Here is a 17,864-nt window from a genome sequence, read left to right on the forward strand (position 1 = left end):
TACCTGTTATAAGAGGAACTATATCTCTAATTGTCGTACAACCACCACTATCCACGGAAATGAAATCCCCATATATTCTATCGACGCACCCCCAACCTTCTCAATAGTCGTCTCTATAAATTTGTTAAAAGATGTCATACTCCAATGATTAATATGCCCTTCAGGATTGCCAAAGCTTCTTACATGATTAAAAGATAAAAAATTAGTCAATCTAAACCAAGGTTCATAAGGAACAGTTACAACTAGAATATGTTTTGTAACTCTAAGCAATTCTTCTAAAGCATCTTCTGGTTTTTCTAAGTGCTCAAACACCTCTGAGCACACCGATACATCAAATGCATTATCTACATCAGATAAATTTGTAATATCACCTTGCCTAAATTCGCACCCATCAAATCTTTTCTTGGCTTCTTCCAACGCCTCTAACGTGTATTCAACTCCAATCACTTCTGCTTCAGCATAGTTTTGGGCTAAAATGCTTGTTAGAAATCCCTCACCGCATCCCGCATCTAACATGGTTCTTATAGGCATAACACCATAGTGATTGATTTTCTTGATAATCTTTGTCTGTAGTAAACATATTAATTTTCTTTTTAGAGGATTACTTGATGAGTATTTCCTTAAATTTCCAGCACTATACTCTAGCGCCCCATCAATATAGGTCCCAGCAGTCTTATTCTTCAACTAGAACTTCTCCTTTACTCGATTTTCGTTATAACTTTCTCTGGCGTGAGAATCAATCATCATCTCACCTATGATACCTGTTGAGAATAGCTGAAATCCAACAAGTATAAAAAGAACTCCAAGGAACAATGCCGGACGACTTCCTATTGCTTGTCCCATAAAATGAAGGACACTCATCCAAACACATATTAGTAAACCCAATGCTCCAAAAATCATGCCCCATTTACCAAAAAAATACATTGGTGAATCGCAGTATTTTAACAAGAAATTAGTCGTAATTGCATCAAATAAGCCGTGAAAATATCTCCTAAATCCATATTTTGAATGACCAAATTGTCTTTTCTTATGATTAACCTTAATTTCGGTAATGTTTGAAAATCCCTGACGATAAGCAAGTACAGGTAAATATCTATGCAATTCTCCATATACATCTATTGCGTCTATTACTTCTCTTCGATATGCCTTAAAACAACAATCAAAGTCATGAAGTTTTATACCTGACATATATGATGTCACTGCGTTAAAAAGTTTTGATGGCAATTTTTTCTCTGCTGGATCTTGTCGATTGAATTTCCATCCAGAAACCAAATCATATCCTTCTTCTAATTTGGATATCATATTTGGTATTTCTGCCGGATCGTCTTGTAAATCAGAATCCATTGTAATAACTATACCACCACTGACATTTCGGAATCCAGCTTGGAGTGCTGCTGATTTTCCAAAATTTTTTCTGAATGAGATAAGGTGAACATTGTCGTCATTATCATGTAATTTATGTATGATTTCAACCGAATCATCACTAGAGCCATCATTAACAAAAATAATCTCATATTTAATTGGTTCATTACACCACTTTGAAAGAAGTGCATTCTGAACCACTTGTCTATAAAGTTCATTCAATGATTCCGCCTCATTAAAAACCGGAATAACAAAACTACAAAGCATCATTTGCACCCCCATTGTGAACAACATTGATTTTACCCTCTATTACTTTAATTCTGCTACAACAAAATATAGCCACCAAAAAAATTGTAAAACCCATTCCTACTAATGCCGTCTGAAAATATCTAGTATCTACATATCCGATTACACTCTGAATAGTCCCCACAAGCATTTCAATGAAAGATATCAAAACTAATGTTATAAGCAATCTCTTCTCGTTAATACTAAACAGCTTTCGAGCGTTGCAATAGACTAAGCCTCCTGCTGTAATCAGTGTCGGAATCAATAAATTATGGACATTAATTATCCCCTGACTTAAATACAGGTCTTTCACGTTAGTGAATTCGATTTGCATAACATTGATCAACGTTTTTCCAAATTTATTCATCCAAGTACTAATAACAAATCCCGGATCACGTGTAAAGATATCGAAGAAGTAAGCTTTACATGCTTCAAAATATTCATTTGAATAGAATTCATCTGTCGGTACATTAGTATATATTGAGCCCACAATTCCCCTTATCGTATCATCGCTCCATGCAAGACCATATTTATTATCATATACGCCAAGCCCACATAGAATCGAATGCCAAAAAAAGCCCGTATTATTCAAGACTTTCTGCCCCATTATAGTCCCGATGAATAAGGGTAAATATTTATCAAACAGACCATAGCACAAATAGAAAATTACTATTTCAAAAACTGATGCAAATGTGCCCTTTATATTCCCATCTCTCAACCTTTTTACAGCTCTCAATATACATATTAGAACAACAACTGCTAAAACTGTTATTCCGTTATGATTCCTTACAATATTAGAAACAGAACATCCCCCACCTATAAAGCAAATGTAATAAAGCTCCTTTTTGATTGAATTTGCTTTAATAAAGTCATAAATTAAAGGAAATGTAATAACCAGTGCCCATCCAGCTGGCCAAAATGTATCAGAATTATATCCATATAAATAATTCCCCACAAAAATATGAAGCAAAACAGGAGCAATCGAAGTCAAAAAAAGATTTTTCGTAATTTTATATATCTTGTATGTAACAAATATAATTGCAAACCATGAAAAAGTGAGATTAAGATAAGCCAAAATTTTCCAAGATTCATCTATATTAAGTGCGTTCGCAAGGTACGGCAAATATAATCCATATCCCCAAGAATGACCATTAATTGACAGGAATGGTGGAACACTCCCATTTCTTATTATTTCAATATATTCATCTAAAATGCTTAATTTGTACCAAGAATATTGGGTTTCCGAAACATCTTTGGGCATATTAGCAATCATTATAAATGTCGTAAATAGCAATGTCCATATAATTGTTAAGGCAACTTTCCCTTTATCATACTTGTTTGATTTATCTAATATCATATTTTCCAAACCTCATGTGCTATTGAATTGTTCCTACGTCACTTTTTCATCTAAAGATATAAATACAGACTATTATGCATCTTAGTTATAGGTTATTGACTTCCGTTTTATAACGTTTTCAAAAATTGAAACCTTTTTCCAGTATAAACCTAACTATTGAATTTATGGAATATTAATATGTAATACATTCTTTTGTCGCTATTTTACTCTCTTAATACCATTTTCATAATTTTTTTTATTTCTCGATAGTAACAAAGCAAAACAACAATCCCAAATACTACAAGTTCGATAAATGAAACCAATACGCTATTAAATCCAAACAATCTCCATATCACAAAAAATAGTATGAACGCAGCACTAACAAATACAAACTTCCCATGAATATTAAACAATTTAATTTTATATAAAGCGGTCGAGCATAATACAACCGAAAATAGATACCCAATCACCGTTGAGATTGCTGCGCCTTCTATTCCCAATATAGGAATTAGCAATTTGTTTAAAATAATATTCACAAGTGCCCCAGTTCCAAGTATCAACATATTCGGCCACGACTTAAGTTTAATTAAAAATTGATATGCGTTTACCTGAAACATCATTAGTAGCAACGGTGACAGAAACAAATATGGTGCCGCAACCGCTCCATTCATATATTCACTCGGAAACAAAACTCTAAAAAAGAATTTAACAAAAACACACAGCATTCCTGTTGCAACATATGAGATAACTCCCAAATACTCGAAAATCTTAGAATTAGTTTCAACTTGATTTTTATCTTTCATTACTGAAAATGAAAAATACTGCCAACCACCAATAAAAGCTGTATATATAAGTTGACTAACATGACCAAGTTTTGCTGATATTCCATAAATACCGGCCTCATTCATTCCTAGCAGATTAAGAATCATGATTCTATCACATGAGTTAAAAACCCAGTAAACAAGCAGATTAGGAATTTGTGGAATTGAAAGTTTGAGTAATAACGGTAAATGTTTAATATTTACTTTTTTTGTCTGAAACCATTCTCTATTAATTAGCAAAAACGAACTTTCTATTATTACATTCGATATCAATGTTGCTAATGGTAGCGCAATTACATAATGCCCATTTAGAATCAACGGAATAGATATTGAGTATGAAATTAACGGACATAAGGTATTTAACACCAGATAAATCTTTCGCCTATTCTGCATCCTAATTGGCGCAGATACAATACTATTAGTTGCTCCAACAAAAACCGTCAATGCACAAATATAAACAAGAAAACCGTTTTTTCCTTCTAACATCAAGGCAGTAATTGGTTTTTTAAAAATTATCATAATTACCGCTACAATAATTGATGTTAAAAATGTAAATGCTAATGAAGTGGAACATATTTCTCGTTTATATTCTTTACTATCATTTTCAAAGAAAAGACGATACATTGAGTCGTACATTCCCATCAAGGCAAAAGCATTTCCAATCGAAATAATTGCCGTTGCCATATCACTAATTCCGATATAAGAAGAATTGGGCATTAATCGCGTAATTACCGGAATCATAATTACTGGAATGGCACTACTTATTGCTCCTCCCATTCCGTATACCACAAAATTTTCTATAAACAATTTAATTTTAGATTTATTATCCATAAAGACCTAACTCATCTCTTTTATTAGATGTGACCTGACCAATCATAGGTAGTCATAACTTTATTTTTCATTTCCTCAGATGGCTTCTTTCGCTCACCTACTTTTTTACATGGTGCTCCTACATAAATCCCCCATGGTTCTAAATCCTTGTTTACAAAAGCATTAGCTCCAACAAGTGCACCCTCACCAATAGTAACGCCTGGCATAACCGTACAATTTGCACCTAAGTACGCATCATCCTCAATTCGGACATCTGCAAAGTTTACTTTATGACAATCATCGGGAAGAAATTCGCAAGTATACACCCCTTGAAACTCATATGTTCCTGTTAAAATTTTTGTTCCAGGTCCAATAAAAACTCTGTCTCCAATATATGTGCTTGCCCCCCCTTCAATTAACACATACCAAGTAATAATAGTATTTTTTCCTATTTTTAATGACTTTCCAGCGTCAATCCATACATTGTCTACTATCTTACAATCATTATCTAACTCAGCATTTTCTGCATGAATCATTTTACATAATGGATAAAGTCGAACGTTTGACCCACAGTACTTTAAATATTTTCTAATATTATCTCCCATAAACTCAAGTCCTGTTAAGATTCCGTTTTGATTATTCATTGTTTTCCTTCCATTCTTTTTAAATAATTTTTATTATGCAAAAATGTTCCTTCTGCTGCACCATTCAGAGAAATCACGTCTACTACGCTATTTTTAGAATAGTCTTTTACAAAAGTAACTTTTGCAGAAGTATCACATCCTATACTTATTTTAAAATCTGACAAACCATAATTTATTATTCCATGATCAGTTGAAATTCCAATATCTAAATACTCAAACCCTTTTTCGCCATAATATTGTATAAGATTGTATGCAAGAAAATTAATTGGTTTATAATCTGAGAATCCCGGGATATCCCCCCAGTATATTACCTGTGCAATATTGTATGTAACATGGTATATCAGAGCCGCTGCTATCTGTTTCCCTCCACATTCTACCATGAACATATCGTGCTTAACCAACTTAATAGTCGCCATTACTTGACCCAGCGACATATTTAACGGATACCCCCTACTCTCACGATTTTCTTTGATAATTTCATATGCTTTTATTTCATCTTCTCTACTATTACAGTGAACCAACTTTAATTCACCATTCACCGCAATTTTCATGTTCTTTCTTCCATTGTAGGGAAGCAAGTTTAAATAATCTTCAATTTTCTCCCTATAAGTTTTTTTTAAGTCTATTTGAAAATTTATATCAAAAGACAGCGGGCGATACCCTACATTAAACAGAGAATTTTGCATTACATTAACAATTCGTGGGCAATAAAATTCAGGAGGAAGTCCAAAAGAAACTTTTTTACTCTGTTGTTTTGCGTATTCATCAAACGCTTGTATTGATTCATCTAATTGGTAAATATCCCACTTACTTTTAATATTTACAAAAGTACTAAAGGGAGCCGAAAAAGGGCAGTACCACCCATCATCCTTCTCACCAATTGCCACTCCAAATCTATTTTTACTATCTTTAAAAATAAGATAATGAACGCAGCTTGCTCTATTTTCATTCAATTTCAAAAATTCAGGTTTATTATAAAACGCTTCCGGATGAACAATTCTTGCATATTCATCTTCTGATACTTCATATATTTCCACTATACAAGCCCCCTTTATGCTTATTTAAATTCATTAACACATTTGATTACATACTGAATTTCAGCGTCATTCATCCCATAATAAAGAGGTAATGATAATTCCGTTCTGCTAATTTCCTCAGCAATTGGGAAATCACCCTTAGTATACCCAAGCTCTTGGTATGCTTTCTGCAAATGCATTGGAATTGGATAATGCTTATTGGTACAGATACCTGCCTCACTTAACCACGCTTCTAGTTCATCACGTCTTTCACACCTAATTCCAAAAATGTGCCATACGGGATTTGTATACGATGGAACAAACGGAAGAATCACAGCCTTATTCTGAATACCTTCCAAATACTTTGTAGCAATCGCTCTGCGATTTTCATTAACGTGATCAAGCTTAGGAAGTTTAGCTAATAAGAAAGCTGCCTGAAGTTCATCAAGTCTACTGTTATTTCCTTGATAAATGTGATGATATTTGTAATCTGAACCATAATTTCCTAGCGCTCGTATTTTGTTAGCAAGTTCTTCATTGTTCGTGACGGTTGCACCTGCATCACCTAACGCACCAAGATTTTTCCCTGGGTAAAAACTAAATCCCGCCGCATCACCAAATGTACCTATTTTCTTCTCTATACCATTCGAGCATCTATACGTAGCGCCATGAGCCTGTGCACAATCCTCAATTATATAAAGCCCATGATTCTTTGCAATATCAACAATTAAATCCATGTTACAAGCCTGTCCATAGAGATGAACTGGCATAATAGCTTTGGTCTTATCAGTTATAGCTTCTTCAATTAAATCTGGATTAATATTAAAAGTCCTAATATCTGGCTCAACAAAAACTGGCTTTGCACCAACATAGGTGACTGCTAGTGCCGTGGCAATATATGTGTTAGATGGGACAATAACCTCATCTCCTTCTCCAATTTCAAGTGCTTTTAGGCTCAGCATTAATGCATCTAATCCATTGCCACATCCTATGCAATATTCAGTACCTATATATTCTGCAAATGCTCGTTCAAATTCTTTGTCCTCAGCGCCCTCAATATACCACGAACGACTAAGTACTCGTTCAAATGCATCTCTTAATTCCTTATCCAATTCACGTTCTAATGGTTGAAACGTAACAAAAGGGATTTTCATACTCATTTTCTAGATTCCTCTCTCATATTCGGCATATGAAATATTACTGTATTTTTTCATCCGATACTTCATCAACGTCATCTTGACTTTTTACAAATTCTAGAAAGTCGTCATAATTTCTAATATAGTCAGACTCATCGTACAATTCTGACGCAAACACTAGTAATACTGCGCCCTCACTAAAATCATACATTTCTCTCCACATATTATTTGCTACGTATAAACCTTCATATGGTTTTTCCAAAGGTACGACCTTCGTCTCACCTTTACCATTATCCAATTTAATCTTGACGGATCCATGAATGCATACCAAAATCTGTTGGAGATTTTTGTGAGCATGCTTTCCTCTGACAAATCCTTCCATTGTTTCATACATATAGTATACTCGCTTAATTCTAAATGGTATATCCTTGTACTCTTCTAATGCTACCAATTGTCCTCGCTCGTCTCCATGTGGCTGAAATACATATTTAACTACTTGCATTACTTTCTCCTCACTCTCACCTTATCGATTTTCGAAACAAAACAACGTCTGGGTATTTTAGTCCAAACAGTATCTTTTGTGTAATTGACATACTTCTTCTTGAAATCTTTAATCTACTAATTTCATATCTTATTCTTCTTTTTTCCCAAAAATTGAATTGATCTAGAAAAGGTAATACTTCAACGTCAAACATCCTTTTAATATCTTTTAATAAAAGCTCATTAAGATTTGTACTCGACGAAACACCATTGCCTAACCGATAATAACAACTCACGATATTGAGCCCATCAATATGATGACCGTTTCTTGTTGTCTTTAAAAGCATTGGTCCATCTTCCTGCAATCTATAATTTTCATCAAAAAATCCCTGTTCTTCTAAGTATTTTCTGCTATAGTATGTTCCCGGCCCAGCAATCCCCGCACCAGTAGCAATAGCCCTGAACTGCTCTTTTGCTGTCATACCAATAAATTTATTGAAATATCTTTCGCTTGGACTTTTCCCTACTGTCTTTCCGTTTCCATCAACGATTATCCTATATGTTGTTATAACATCTGAGTTCAATTCCTCCATTTTATCTACAATTTTCCGCATGACATCACTAGATGCAAACGGATCTTCCGGAGAAAGATTAATTATATATTTACCCTCAAACTGCCTCTCAGCATTATTTATATTTTTGACCGTTCCAAGATTCACTTCATTTTGGACAACCTTAACTTTTATGATATTAGATTTTTTTCTTTCATTTATATAATCTTTAATTTTCTGAGCAGGAAAATTTTTTGAGCAATCATCAAAAACCCCTAACTCGATATTAGGATAATCTTGAGCAAATACAGAATCAAGTGATTCATATATCCTATCAAAGTGATTATATGTAAACATAATACAAGTAATTACAGGCATTGCTTTGTTCTTATCCATGAATTATCAAACTCCTCGTCATCAACTACCACCTCAAGTGATAGTTTGAATCATCCCACATAAGGACATATTACTTACTTCCACGAAAGACAGGTATCGCAAGTTTTGTTACCAGCAACCTCTATAAAGAGTCTTACTCGCCGTCTTCTTTCCTTGCATTTTCCAGTTTCTCTTGTATGTACTTCTTTATCGCTTACACAGATATACTGTAAGCACTCGATTGGTTTGCACCTCTTATCTCTTCCATAATATAAACTAATCTGTAACCCTAGTCAAGGACACAACAAAATACAAGCCACTTAAATTAATGTTCAGAAATAATGATACGCAATCCGCCTTAAGTTCTTCCATTTTATACTTGCTCATTTTCTTGAGTTAGAGATTTCGGTAATATACCTTTCCAAAAATAACTTTCTCGTTACCGTTTTTCCTCTAATATACCATATCCTCTTAATTCTGAATCAGCTGTTCTGTGTTCTCCTTCCTTCCATACATATTACAGTGCCAAATTGAATCCGCCATGTGTTTTCTCTCAAACAAATGATTTTCTGCTTGCGAAATATACATGGCACATGTTTTTTCAGAAATACTTTGATAAGCCTCATCAATCTTTTCTGCATCAACTTTTGATTCACGCAGCGTGGGTGGGGCAACTATTAATATTTCGACACCTTTTCCTTTTGCCTCCTTTACCATAGAAGTAACAAAATTAACTGTATCAATATTCAAACAACTAGCATTTATATAATCCCTTGTTTCATTGTTTCCGGAAATAGTACATTCTTTTATTTCTACAATAAAATTGCCTTTTTCGTCAAATTGATCCGCATACTCTATTATAGACTGACTCCCTGTCAAATAATCTATCTTTTTACATAAAAAAACCGATAAAAATCGTAATGAATCTATGTAGTTTTGGTTATTCCAATATTTGATTAATTCATGATTTACATCATACAGATGATACTTCATCCCCTGTATCTGACGGCGCGATTTCCCGGTTACTTAAGACGGTGAGACATGCTTAGATATACAGCTCTTCATCCGCAGCTTTCATCCGCATTGTCTACGGATACATCACCATAAAATATGAAGTCAAATTGCTAGCCTCCATTATCGAAAGCCTCTAGCATATGAGTCTTTGTGTTCTATTTACTCTCTTTGGAGAATCATCTATTTCCGCTTCATACAAGTACATGCCATACATACCTATATAGTGCTTTTTTACCATCCCAGTATTCTCCCTCTGTCAATGTATGATAATATATCCTATATTATTTTTCTTGCCCACATTTTCTTTTCTGAAGTGAAATTAACCAAATTAGTGCAGTACCCCAAAAAGTAACAAAATATCCTCCACTATTAAATGTAATGCAGTTTGCTGGTAAGAATAACAAAAAGAGAGCTATCTGTGAAACAAATGGTATACCATATACATTTTTCTTTTCAAGGATGTCTCGCCATAATAAAGCAACTACTGCACCCAATCCCCCCATAAATACGACTACACCAGGGAAAGTCAAATCACCTGCCAGCTGTACATAAGCCGTTGGCCATCCATACACACTTACCATGGACGGCTCTGTTACATGTGCAACTCTACTACCATATGTTATGCTCTTTATGTCAATTCCTGTAAACATATTTAAATAATCTTGTAGAAATTCAGAAAATCCGATTCCATATGTCCATTGGTGTTCTAATCTCAACGCCACTGACAGCGCATGATAACTTCCCGATGCGTATGCATCTGCCATAACACATAGAAATTTTGCAGAATCTGGAATCGCTTTATAAAGCAAGTTGTCAGGATCAGCATATTGCTTAGTATATGGATTCGTATACATTGGAAATATTTTTGCCACTTCGTCACATTTTTCCTTTTGCTCTATTGTAATGATTAAATCTTTATACTGTAAATACACTCCAGTTTCATCATTCTGCCCCTGATTTGTTTCTTGATTTACCGAATGATTTGTTTCTTGATTTACCGAATGATTTGTTTCTTGATTTACCGAAGTGATTGTCATTTGTTCTTCTACGTCATCTGAATAAAAAGTACGCGACTTCAAATTCATAGTAAACATAACTATAACAAGTACAATTGAAGAAACACAAATTAGTGTATCTCTTATGAATGTCCTAAGGCTTATTCTATCGGAGCACATTTTAACAATGTAAGTTACAATGACCGAAAGAACAAACAACAAAATTGGCATGTTTCTTCCTCCTGTACAATAAAGCAGCAAATACCCAAAAGCGGTAACAGAACTAGCCAACTTTAATTTCCATTTCAAAAAGTCCCACATAATAAACATTAGTGGAAAAATCATAAATGGGAAAATGTCAAAAAAGCCAAATATTCGTAGCATGCCGTTTTCTGAGACGCTGGCAATAACTTTTTGATAAGTTTCACCAGGATTGACTAAATTGTTAAAAACATCCGGATACCAATTTCCCGTGTACCTCATGCTATTTGGTATGTATAGAATTACTGCAACAATGGTGGAAATGAGCAGTAATTTCTTACCATTCTCAATCCCCATCTCTACATTTTGTATACAATTTTTTCTTTTGTGGTGACATATTATCAAATATCCCATTGCAAAGAACAAATTGCACATTGTCAAAAAAATCAACACACGGCTATCATTAGCAAATGGGTATTTTATAATGCCATAGCGGTAAATAATATATGTAATAATCCAGTAAACTTCAACCAAAATTAGTGGCATTACCAACTTAAAACTATGCCTTCTCATCTCGCTTTACACCTTTCTAATAACGCTCTTATCTTTTCCATGTGATATAAATATTTTCTAAATGCATATCAACATTATTTCAACAGAAATAGTATATTTACTAAAAAATCAAGTCAAATCACCGAGTATTTTCCACATTTCTTCCCGATTGTGTTCTGCCACATGGTTTTTCAAATATTTTTCTCTTGCTAACAAGCCATAATTGTTCAAAAGCTTTGGATTAGAAATCAGTTCATAGATATTGCTATACATCTGATCAAGATTTGTAACACAAGATGCAACATCCGACAAATACTGCATGGATGAAATCTCTGCTGGCCCAATAGCTAAAATGGGCTTTCCAACAGATAAATATTCAGGAATTTTTGTGGACAATGATAACTTGGTGTCATAAATGTTTTTTTTATCAAATGACTCGACATGAACCAATATTGTAGACCTATTTAAAATGTGCTTTAATTGTTCACATTCCACTCCCCCCATAAAATCAGATACATTTTCAATTGTTATTTGTTTTTTCACTCTATCCGTTATTTTTTGTGCAGAATAGATAAGCAGCTTACATTTCTTTTCAGTCTTCATATTAATTTCTTTCAGGGTACATGCCAGCTCATGTAATACCTTGTATCTATTTAAATGCAGCCCCCCCGCATATACAAATGATATTTCATGATCTTCAATGTTCTTATTTGTGGGCTCTTCAGCTAAAGATGGGCTCATGTTGACTGCTACATAACTATCTCTTTTCAAAACTCTCTTATATTCTTGCCGCATTAGTTCTGAAATTGTAAAAAAGATGTCAGCTCTTTTAACAGCTTTTCTCAAATAATTCAATATATAACTACGCCTAATCCACCAAAAAACTGAAAGTGTACGCCGTGGCATTATATAATCATCCGTAATATACAAAGCCATTTTTGATTTATATCTTTCCACCAATTTCAAACCAATTTTGTATTCAAATACAACATCACCAACAACCATAAATATGATTTCAGGCTGGAAATCATCCAACCACTCTTTTAATTCCTTCGTATCCCAGTTATCATTCCATACTATCTCTCTCGCCAATCTGGTAAGATTGTTTTTTCTTATCTGTTTACCATTTGTCACATTCTGTACGGCAGAATGTTCATTTTCTTCCAAAACTTTTCTTCCACATTGGAATTCTTTGCTAATCCGAGACTTAATCATATCGCTGTCGCTAATTCTATAAAAATTATTACATATTCGCATCTGGGGCTGTTCAGAGGAAAAAAATAATTGTGCTATATGCGTTCGGGGATATCCTTCAAAAAAGGAAGTTAACGTTTTTCCATTATTGTATATATCACTCAATGGGTTCATGCTTATAATTAAAATACGTTTAAATTGTTGCATAATATAGTACTCCTATTTCAATTCCTTATTACTAAAAGTGTTTCATAATTGCCGAATAAGCAACGTCCACTGAATAATTATCTTGTAAAAAGAGCAGCGCACGCTGTCCATAAATAGACAGTTCCTTTTCATTTGCAATCTTGACGAATGTTTCAATCACATCTTCAACATTTTTGCTTTGGCAACTCCAACCAAATCCCCCATCTTCTATTACTTTTCCTACATCTGTTACATCATCCACAATTGCCATTACTGGTAATTGTTTATCCATATACGCTAACAATCTAGAAGGAAAATTGGGAATAGTAAATCTGAAATCTAAGAAAATCAACCCCACATCGCATAATTGCAAAAAAGCGTCATAATCTTCTTTAGGCAATGCCGCATACAATTTTGTATTTTTTAGGGATTTCTTCTGAATTGCCTCTTCCAGTCTTGCGTATTCAGTTCCTGATCCAATAATTATTATGTATATACCTTTTTCATGTTCTATTCTTTTTATACATTCAATAATAAATCCAATCCCCTGTGGGCGCCCTAAATTTCCACCATACACAAATATCTTCTTACCCTGCGGAATTCCATACTTTTTCTTCAATTTAGCAATCTCTTTTGAATCGAGTTTCTTTACCTGCGAACTTACTTCAATACAATTGGGACATATTTCTACTTTATTTCTTTCAACCTCCGGATTATGCTTCAGCACATAATCCACGTTTGCTCGTGACATGCACCCAATATAATCTGAATCTCTATACAATGCTTTTTCTTTTAATCTAAAATACTTATATAGTATCCCCTTTAATCCATGTTTAGATAGCATCCCCATATCAACTGCATTCTGTGGGAAAATGTCCTTTAACATAAGATACGTGGTGGCATTATCTCTTGTTTTGACATATTTTACAGCTTTTTGCAAAGTAATAGGTGGTGTAGAGTAAAGTATCAAATCAAACTTAATATCAGAATAATACTTTTTTATACCTTGAATGAATTTCTGCTCCAATGTTACTGTCGAAATTCCCTTTTCAATAATATTGGTTTTCTGAATATTTCCTATTTTTAGTTTTAAAATCCCTACATGATTATCACATTTTATATAGTGCGTTTTTTGATTATTTTTTCGCTCCACAGGGGATACCACATACACAGAATGCCCTTCTTGGTAAAATTTACGCAATAAATCCGTATATATGTTATGTTCATCAATACTATTAAAATCTAATAGTGTTAGGAATAAAACGTTCATTATGCATATCTCACTTCATTTTATTTTTTAATGTTATTGTACTACATTTGCTGGAACCCCTATATATGTTCCTTGTTTGTCAATATTTCTAACAACTACCGCCCCTGCACCAATCACACAATCTGCGCAAATAGTAATATTATTACTCACAACTGCTCCTGCACCAACCCATGAACGTTCTCCCACTCTAACAGTTCCAGCCAGGTGGCTGCCCACTGAAACATGTGCAAAATCACCTATTTCATTATCATGGTCAACAGTTGCACCCGTGTTGATAATACATCCTTTCCCCACTTTAGTTCCAGGATTAATAACTGTGCCCGCCATGATAACTGTGCCTATACCTATTGATACTTCCTGTCCAATTACTGCATCAGGATGAATAAGCGTAACTACATTTAGCCCTTTATCGCATAATTTTTGTTGCAGCTTTTCTCTAATTACGGAATTTCCAATTGCTACAACTACATCAGATTCCTCTTTATCATCTATTGAATCTGTCGTGCCAACAACAGGAAATCCCATGCAGAATTTTACATATTTGTCATCATCTAAAAAAGCAATTTCTTCATATCCACTTTTCATTGCAATATCTGCAACTACTTTTCCATGTCCACTGGCACCGATAATCAATAGTTTTTTCTTTTTTTCGCCCATTACTTATTACCCTTAAATTCTTCCATCGTCACAGCTGTTTCAGAGCTAATCCCTTCTCTTTTGAGCACTGTTCCCACAGTCTGAAAAATGATTTTCCAATCACCCAAAAAAGTAACATGATCCACATAGTGCACATCTTTGTCAAATTTGTCTTCCCATGTGATACTGTTTCTCCCGTGTACTTGTGCGTACCCTGTAAATCCAGGTCTCACTTCATGCCTTCTTGCCTGATTCTCATTATATAATGGTAAATAACGAACAAGCAGTGGACGAGGACCAACGACTGACATATCGCCTTTCAAAATATTGATTAACTCCGGGAGTTCATCTAAAGATGTACTTCGAAGTTTTTTTCCAAAACTTGTGAGCCTTACATCATCAGGTAATAGTTCTCCGGCTTCATTCCTGCCATCTGTCATTGTACGGAACTTATATAACGCAAATATTTTGCCATGTAATCCCGGTCTTTCTTGTTTGAATATCACAGGAGTTCCCAGCTTTATTCGAACAAGTATTGCCGTAATCAGCATCACAGGCGATAGCAAAATGAGCGCCAAGAATGCGCAGCAGAAGTCCTGCGGACGCTTTATATAACTTTCATAAAATCCTTTTTTGTGAGATTCCTCGCTCATCTAAAACATCCTTTAATAATTTCAATAATAATGTCTTGTTGTTCTGTTGTCATTTTATTATCACTAGGCAGGCATAATCCTCTTTGGAAGATATCTGAACCTATATCCAGACAACTACCTGCAATGTAAGCATTAGTTCTTGCTCTTCCATTACCATCACGTGTTATAAAACCATTCATTCGATAGATGGGCTGCATATGCATCGGTTTCCAGATAGGGCGACCTTCTGCATTATACTTAGCAAGTGTTTCCAAGATTTCAGTCGGACAGCTTTTGCCCGGCTCTGTAATATACAATGCTTCCCTCTCCCCTCTGACCTGCTGGCACATCGCGTCTTCATCTATCAGCATACAGCTGAGCCAGAAATTGGGCTCCGTATTTTCAGCATCATAGGGATTCATTTGAATCGGTAAATCTTTAAAACCTTCCTTGTACCTTTCGTAGATTGCTCTTTTCTGAGCTATATGCTCTTCCAAATAGGGGTACTGTCCTCTCACTACTCCGGCAATCACATTGCTCATTCGATAATTGTATCCCAATTCCTCATGCTGATACCAAGGGGCATCTTCTCTTGCCTGTGTAGACCACTTTCTTACCTTATTGGCCGCTTCTTCATCATCTGTCAGGAACATCCCACCTGAGGATCCTGTTATAATCTTATTCCCATTAAATGAGATTGCATTATAGTTGCCAAAGCTTCCTGTCTGTACTCCCTTGTAAGTTGCGCCAAGAGATTCTGCTGCATCTTCGATAATCACTGCTCCATGTTTGTCGCAGATCGTTTTAATCTCATCAATTTTGCCCGGTGTGCCATATAAGTGTGCCACAACTACCACTTTTACCTCTGGATAGATTTCAAATGCCTTTTCCAAAGCAACCGGATCCATATTCCACGTATCATATTCCGTATCAATGAATACAGGATCTCCACCTTCATATTTCACAGGATTCACCGTAGCATCAAAGGTTACGTCTGAACAAAATACTTTTTCACCCGGTTTTACACCGGCTAATTTCACTGCCATATGCAAAGCCGCTGTTCCTGCCGAAAGGGCTACCGCATACTTGCACCCGATTTTCTCACAGGTTAGACGTTCTACTTCATTAATATTTTTACCCACTGTTGACATCCAGTTCGTCTCATAAGCCTCGGTAACATATTGCAGTTCCGTTCCATGCATGGTCGGTGATGAAAGCCAGATTTTATTTTCAAATATTTCAAACTTTTTCATATGTCTCTTCCTCTTTATCTTATATTTGCCTTTCCTTAGCATACAATTAATTATGTGCAAAAAAGACAACCTGCATTTAGTTGCCATAGTATTTTCATTATTTTATCACTTGTGGTGTAGAAATGCAATTTATTTGAGCATCCTGGTCGGGTAAATTTACTGTAGGAAATTAATAGACAGAGCATCCCTGAGATATGTTTCAGAATCAAAGTTTTCTCCATCATTATAACCTTTTTATTCCTTTTTACAAACCCCAAATGTGGTTTTCTACTTGTTGGTCTGCTCTTGGGTCAACTCTTTAATGCTCTTCACCCATTCCTCAAGGCTTTCAGCCTTGATTGCTTTCTTGAACCAGTCCTGCAGAATTTCCAGGTTCTTCTGGCTCTGAACCTTTTGAAGGATGCCATCCGGCACCTCGCCAAATTTAGCTAAAACCTCTATAAGCGAATTGGCCGTTCCCTGTGTTATTCCCTCTGCAATTCCTTCATTCCTTACAAACTCATCTTCCGTAATTCTATCCATGCGCGCAAGATTCTTATAGAACATCCTTATACGCATTCTCTCTAAGAGTCCAAATTCTTTCATCGTTTCAATCGCCTCCCGAATTCCTGGGTTCTTGGTCTTTGCCATCAGCATATTCAAATCCTCCTCTCCCTTCGCATTTAGAAATTCCATCCATTCCGCCACCGGACCACTTATCGTAACGTTCCCTTTAAGCTAACCCCTGAATGTACGCTTTTGACCAGTAGAATAACTGCCGCTTGTCCCAATGCATCTTGTTTTGCAGTTGTATTTCAATTGTTATTCTGCTTCCATCTCTCAGCTCCACTAAGGCATCCACAATCCCCTGTTTTTGCTTCGAATGCTCTCGCCACAGAAATGTATTTATCATCTTAGAAGACTTTATTTCCGTTAGGGGAATTCCCGTGACATCGCTGATAAAGCGTTCGCGGATGGTCTCATTTTCCAGTAGTTGCCGGAATGCGAAATCGCTCTTCGGCAGGATAAACTGCGCTTGCTTCGTTCTTCTCATGTGTCTCCTCCTGTCGTTGGCAGGAAGAGCCCAGTAAATTTGTCAATTCTTTTTGCTTTTTACCGCATATGTAACGTATTCG

The 17,864-nt window shown here is 35.2% G+C and carries 18 protein-coding genes; all 18 read right to left on the reverse strand.

Annotation, left to right across the window (positions count from 1 at the left end):
- Positions 1 to 18: 18 nt before the first annotated feature.
- The gene (locus H9Q77_RS13995) at positions 19 to 684 is read right to left on the reverse strand and encodes a class I SAM-dependent methyltransferase (RefSeq protein WP_022154328.1); all 666 of its coding nucleotides are present in this window, start codon (positions 682 to 684) and stop codon (positions 19 to 21) included.
- Positions 685 to 1,656: a glycosyltransferase family 2 protein gene (locus H9Q77_RS14000; RefSeq protein WP_022154327.1), complete on the reverse strand. Its 972-nt coding sequence runs from the start codon at positions 1,654 to 1,656 to the stop codon at positions 685 to 687.
- Positions 1,619 to 3,004, reverse strand: a complete 1,386-nt coding sequence (locus H9Q77_RS14005) for a hypothetical protein (protein ID WP_022154326.1) — start codon at positions 3,002 to 3,004, stop codon at positions 1,619 to 1,621. The genes H9Q77_RS14000 and H9Q77_RS14005 overlap by 38 nt, the downstream gene beginning before the upstream one ends.
- Positions 3,005 to 3,207: 203 nt before the next feature.
- Positions 3,208 to 4,635: a lipopolysaccharide biosynthesis protein gene (locus tag H9Q77_RS14010; RefSeq protein ID WP_022154325.1), complete on the reverse strand. Its 1,428-nt coding sequence runs from the start codon at positions 4,633 to 4,635 to the stop codon at positions 3,208 to 3,210.
- 23 nt (positions 4,636 to 4,658) lie between these two features.
- A complete protein-coding gene (locus H9Q77_RS14015; protein ID WP_022154324.1) occupies positions 4,659 to 5,258 on the reverse strand; it encodes an acyltransferase in 600 nt (199 codons plus the stop codon).
- A complete protein-coding gene (locus tag H9Q77_RS14020) occupies positions 5,255 to 6,295 on the reverse strand; it encodes a hypothetical protein (protein WP_154497996.1) in 1,041 nt (346 codons plus the stop codon). The genes H9Q77_RS14015 and H9Q77_RS14020 overlap by 4 nt, the downstream gene beginning before the upstream one ends.
- 20 nt (positions 6,296 to 6,315) lie before the next feature.
- Positions 6,316 to 7,434 carry a DegT/DnrJ/EryC1/StrS family aminotransferase gene (locus H9Q77_RS14025; RefSeq protein WP_022154322.1) on the reverse strand — a complete coding sequence of 373 codons (1,119 nt, stop codon included), beginning with the start codon at positions 7,432 to 7,434 and terminating at the stop codon, positions 6,316 to 6,318.
- A 37-nt stretch (positions 7,435 to 7,471) separates the two neighbouring features.
- Positions 7,472 to 7,912, reverse strand: a complete 441-nt coding sequence (locus H9Q77_RS14030; protein WP_022154321.1) for a sugar 3,4-ketoisomerase — start codon at positions 7,910 to 7,912, stop codon at positions 7,472 to 7,474.
- Between the two features lie 16 nt (positions 7,913 to 7,928).
- Entirely contained in the window at positions 7,929 to 8,837 is a 909-nt protein-coding gene (locus tag H9Q77_RS14035) for a glycosyltransferase family 2 protein (RefSeq protein ID WP_022154320.1), read from the reverse strand.
- A gap of 450 nt (positions 8,838 to 9,287) precedes the next feature.
- The gene (locus tag H9Q77_RS14040; RefSeq protein ID WP_154497985.1) at positions 9,288 to 9,809 is read right to left on the reverse strand and encodes a hypothetical protein; all 522 of its coding nucleotides are present in this window, start codon (positions 9,807 to 9,809) and stop codon (positions 9,288 to 9,290) included.
- 302 nt (positions 9,810 to 10,111) lie between these two features.
- Positions 10,112 to 11,599, reverse strand: a complete 1,488-nt coding sequence (locus H9Q77_RS14045; RefSeq protein WP_249325953.1) for a hypothetical protein — start codon at positions 11,597 to 11,599, stop codon at positions 10,112 to 10,114.
- Between the two features lie 108 nt (positions 11,600 to 11,707).
- The gene (locus H9Q77_RS14050; protein WP_154497974.1) at positions 11,708 to 12,979 is read right to left on the reverse strand and encodes a glycosyltransferase family protein; all 1,272 of its coding nucleotides are present in this window, start codon (positions 12,977 to 12,979) and stop codon (positions 11,708 to 11,710) included.
- A 31-nt stretch (positions 12,980 to 13,010) separates the two neighbouring features.
- Positions 13,011 to 14,228 carry a glycosyltransferase family 4 protein gene (locus H9Q77_RS14055; RefSeq protein WP_249325954.1) on the reverse strand — a complete coding sequence of 406 codons (1,218 nt, stop codon included), beginning with the start codon at positions 14,226 to 14,228 and terminating at the stop codon, positions 13,011 to 13,013.
- A 33-nt stretch (positions 14,229 to 14,261) separates the two neighbouring features.
- A complete protein-coding gene (locus H9Q77_RS14060) occupies positions 14,262 to 14,885 on the reverse strand; it encodes an acetyltransferase (RefSeq protein WP_154497966.1) in 624 nt (207 codons plus the stop codon).
- A complete protein-coding gene (locus H9Q77_RS14065; protein WP_154497958.1) occupies positions 14,885 to 15,517 on the reverse strand; it encodes a sugar transferase in 633 nt (210 codons plus the stop codon). The genes H9Q77_RS14060 and H9Q77_RS14065 overlap by 1 nt, the downstream gene beginning before the upstream one ends.
- Positions 15,514 to 16,749 carry a DegT/DnrJ/EryC1/StrS family aminotransferase gene (locus H9Q77_RS14070; RefSeq protein ID WP_154497954.1) on the reverse strand — a complete coding sequence of 412 codons (1,236 nt, stop codon included), beginning with the start codon at positions 16,747 to 16,749 and terminating at the stop codon, positions 15,514 to 15,516. Before H9Q77_RS14070 ends, H9Q77_RS14065 begins: the two co-directional genes overlap by 4 nt.
- Positions 16,750 to 17,016: 267 nt before the next feature.
- Positions 17,017 to 17,385 carry a hypothetical protein gene (locus H9Q77_RS14075; protein WP_154497944.1) on the reverse strand — a complete coding sequence of 123 codons (369 nt, stop codon included), beginning with the start codon at positions 17,383 to 17,385 and terminating at the stop codon, positions 17,017 to 17,019.
- 76 nt (positions 17,386 to 17,461) lie between these two features.
- A complete protein-coding gene (locus tag H9Q77_RS14080) occupies positions 17,462 to 17,782 on the reverse strand; it encodes an Rpn family recombination-promoting nuclease/putative transposase (protein ID WP_154497941.1) in 321 nt (106 codons plus the stop codon).
- Positions 17,783 to 17,864 lie beyond the last annotated feature (82 nt).

The sequence above is a fragment of the Simiaoa sunii genome (genome assembly GCF_014337175.1).
Taxonomy (GTDB): Bacteria; Bacillota; Clostridia; order Lachnospirales; family Lachnospiraceae; genus Acetatifactor; species Acetatifactor intestinalis.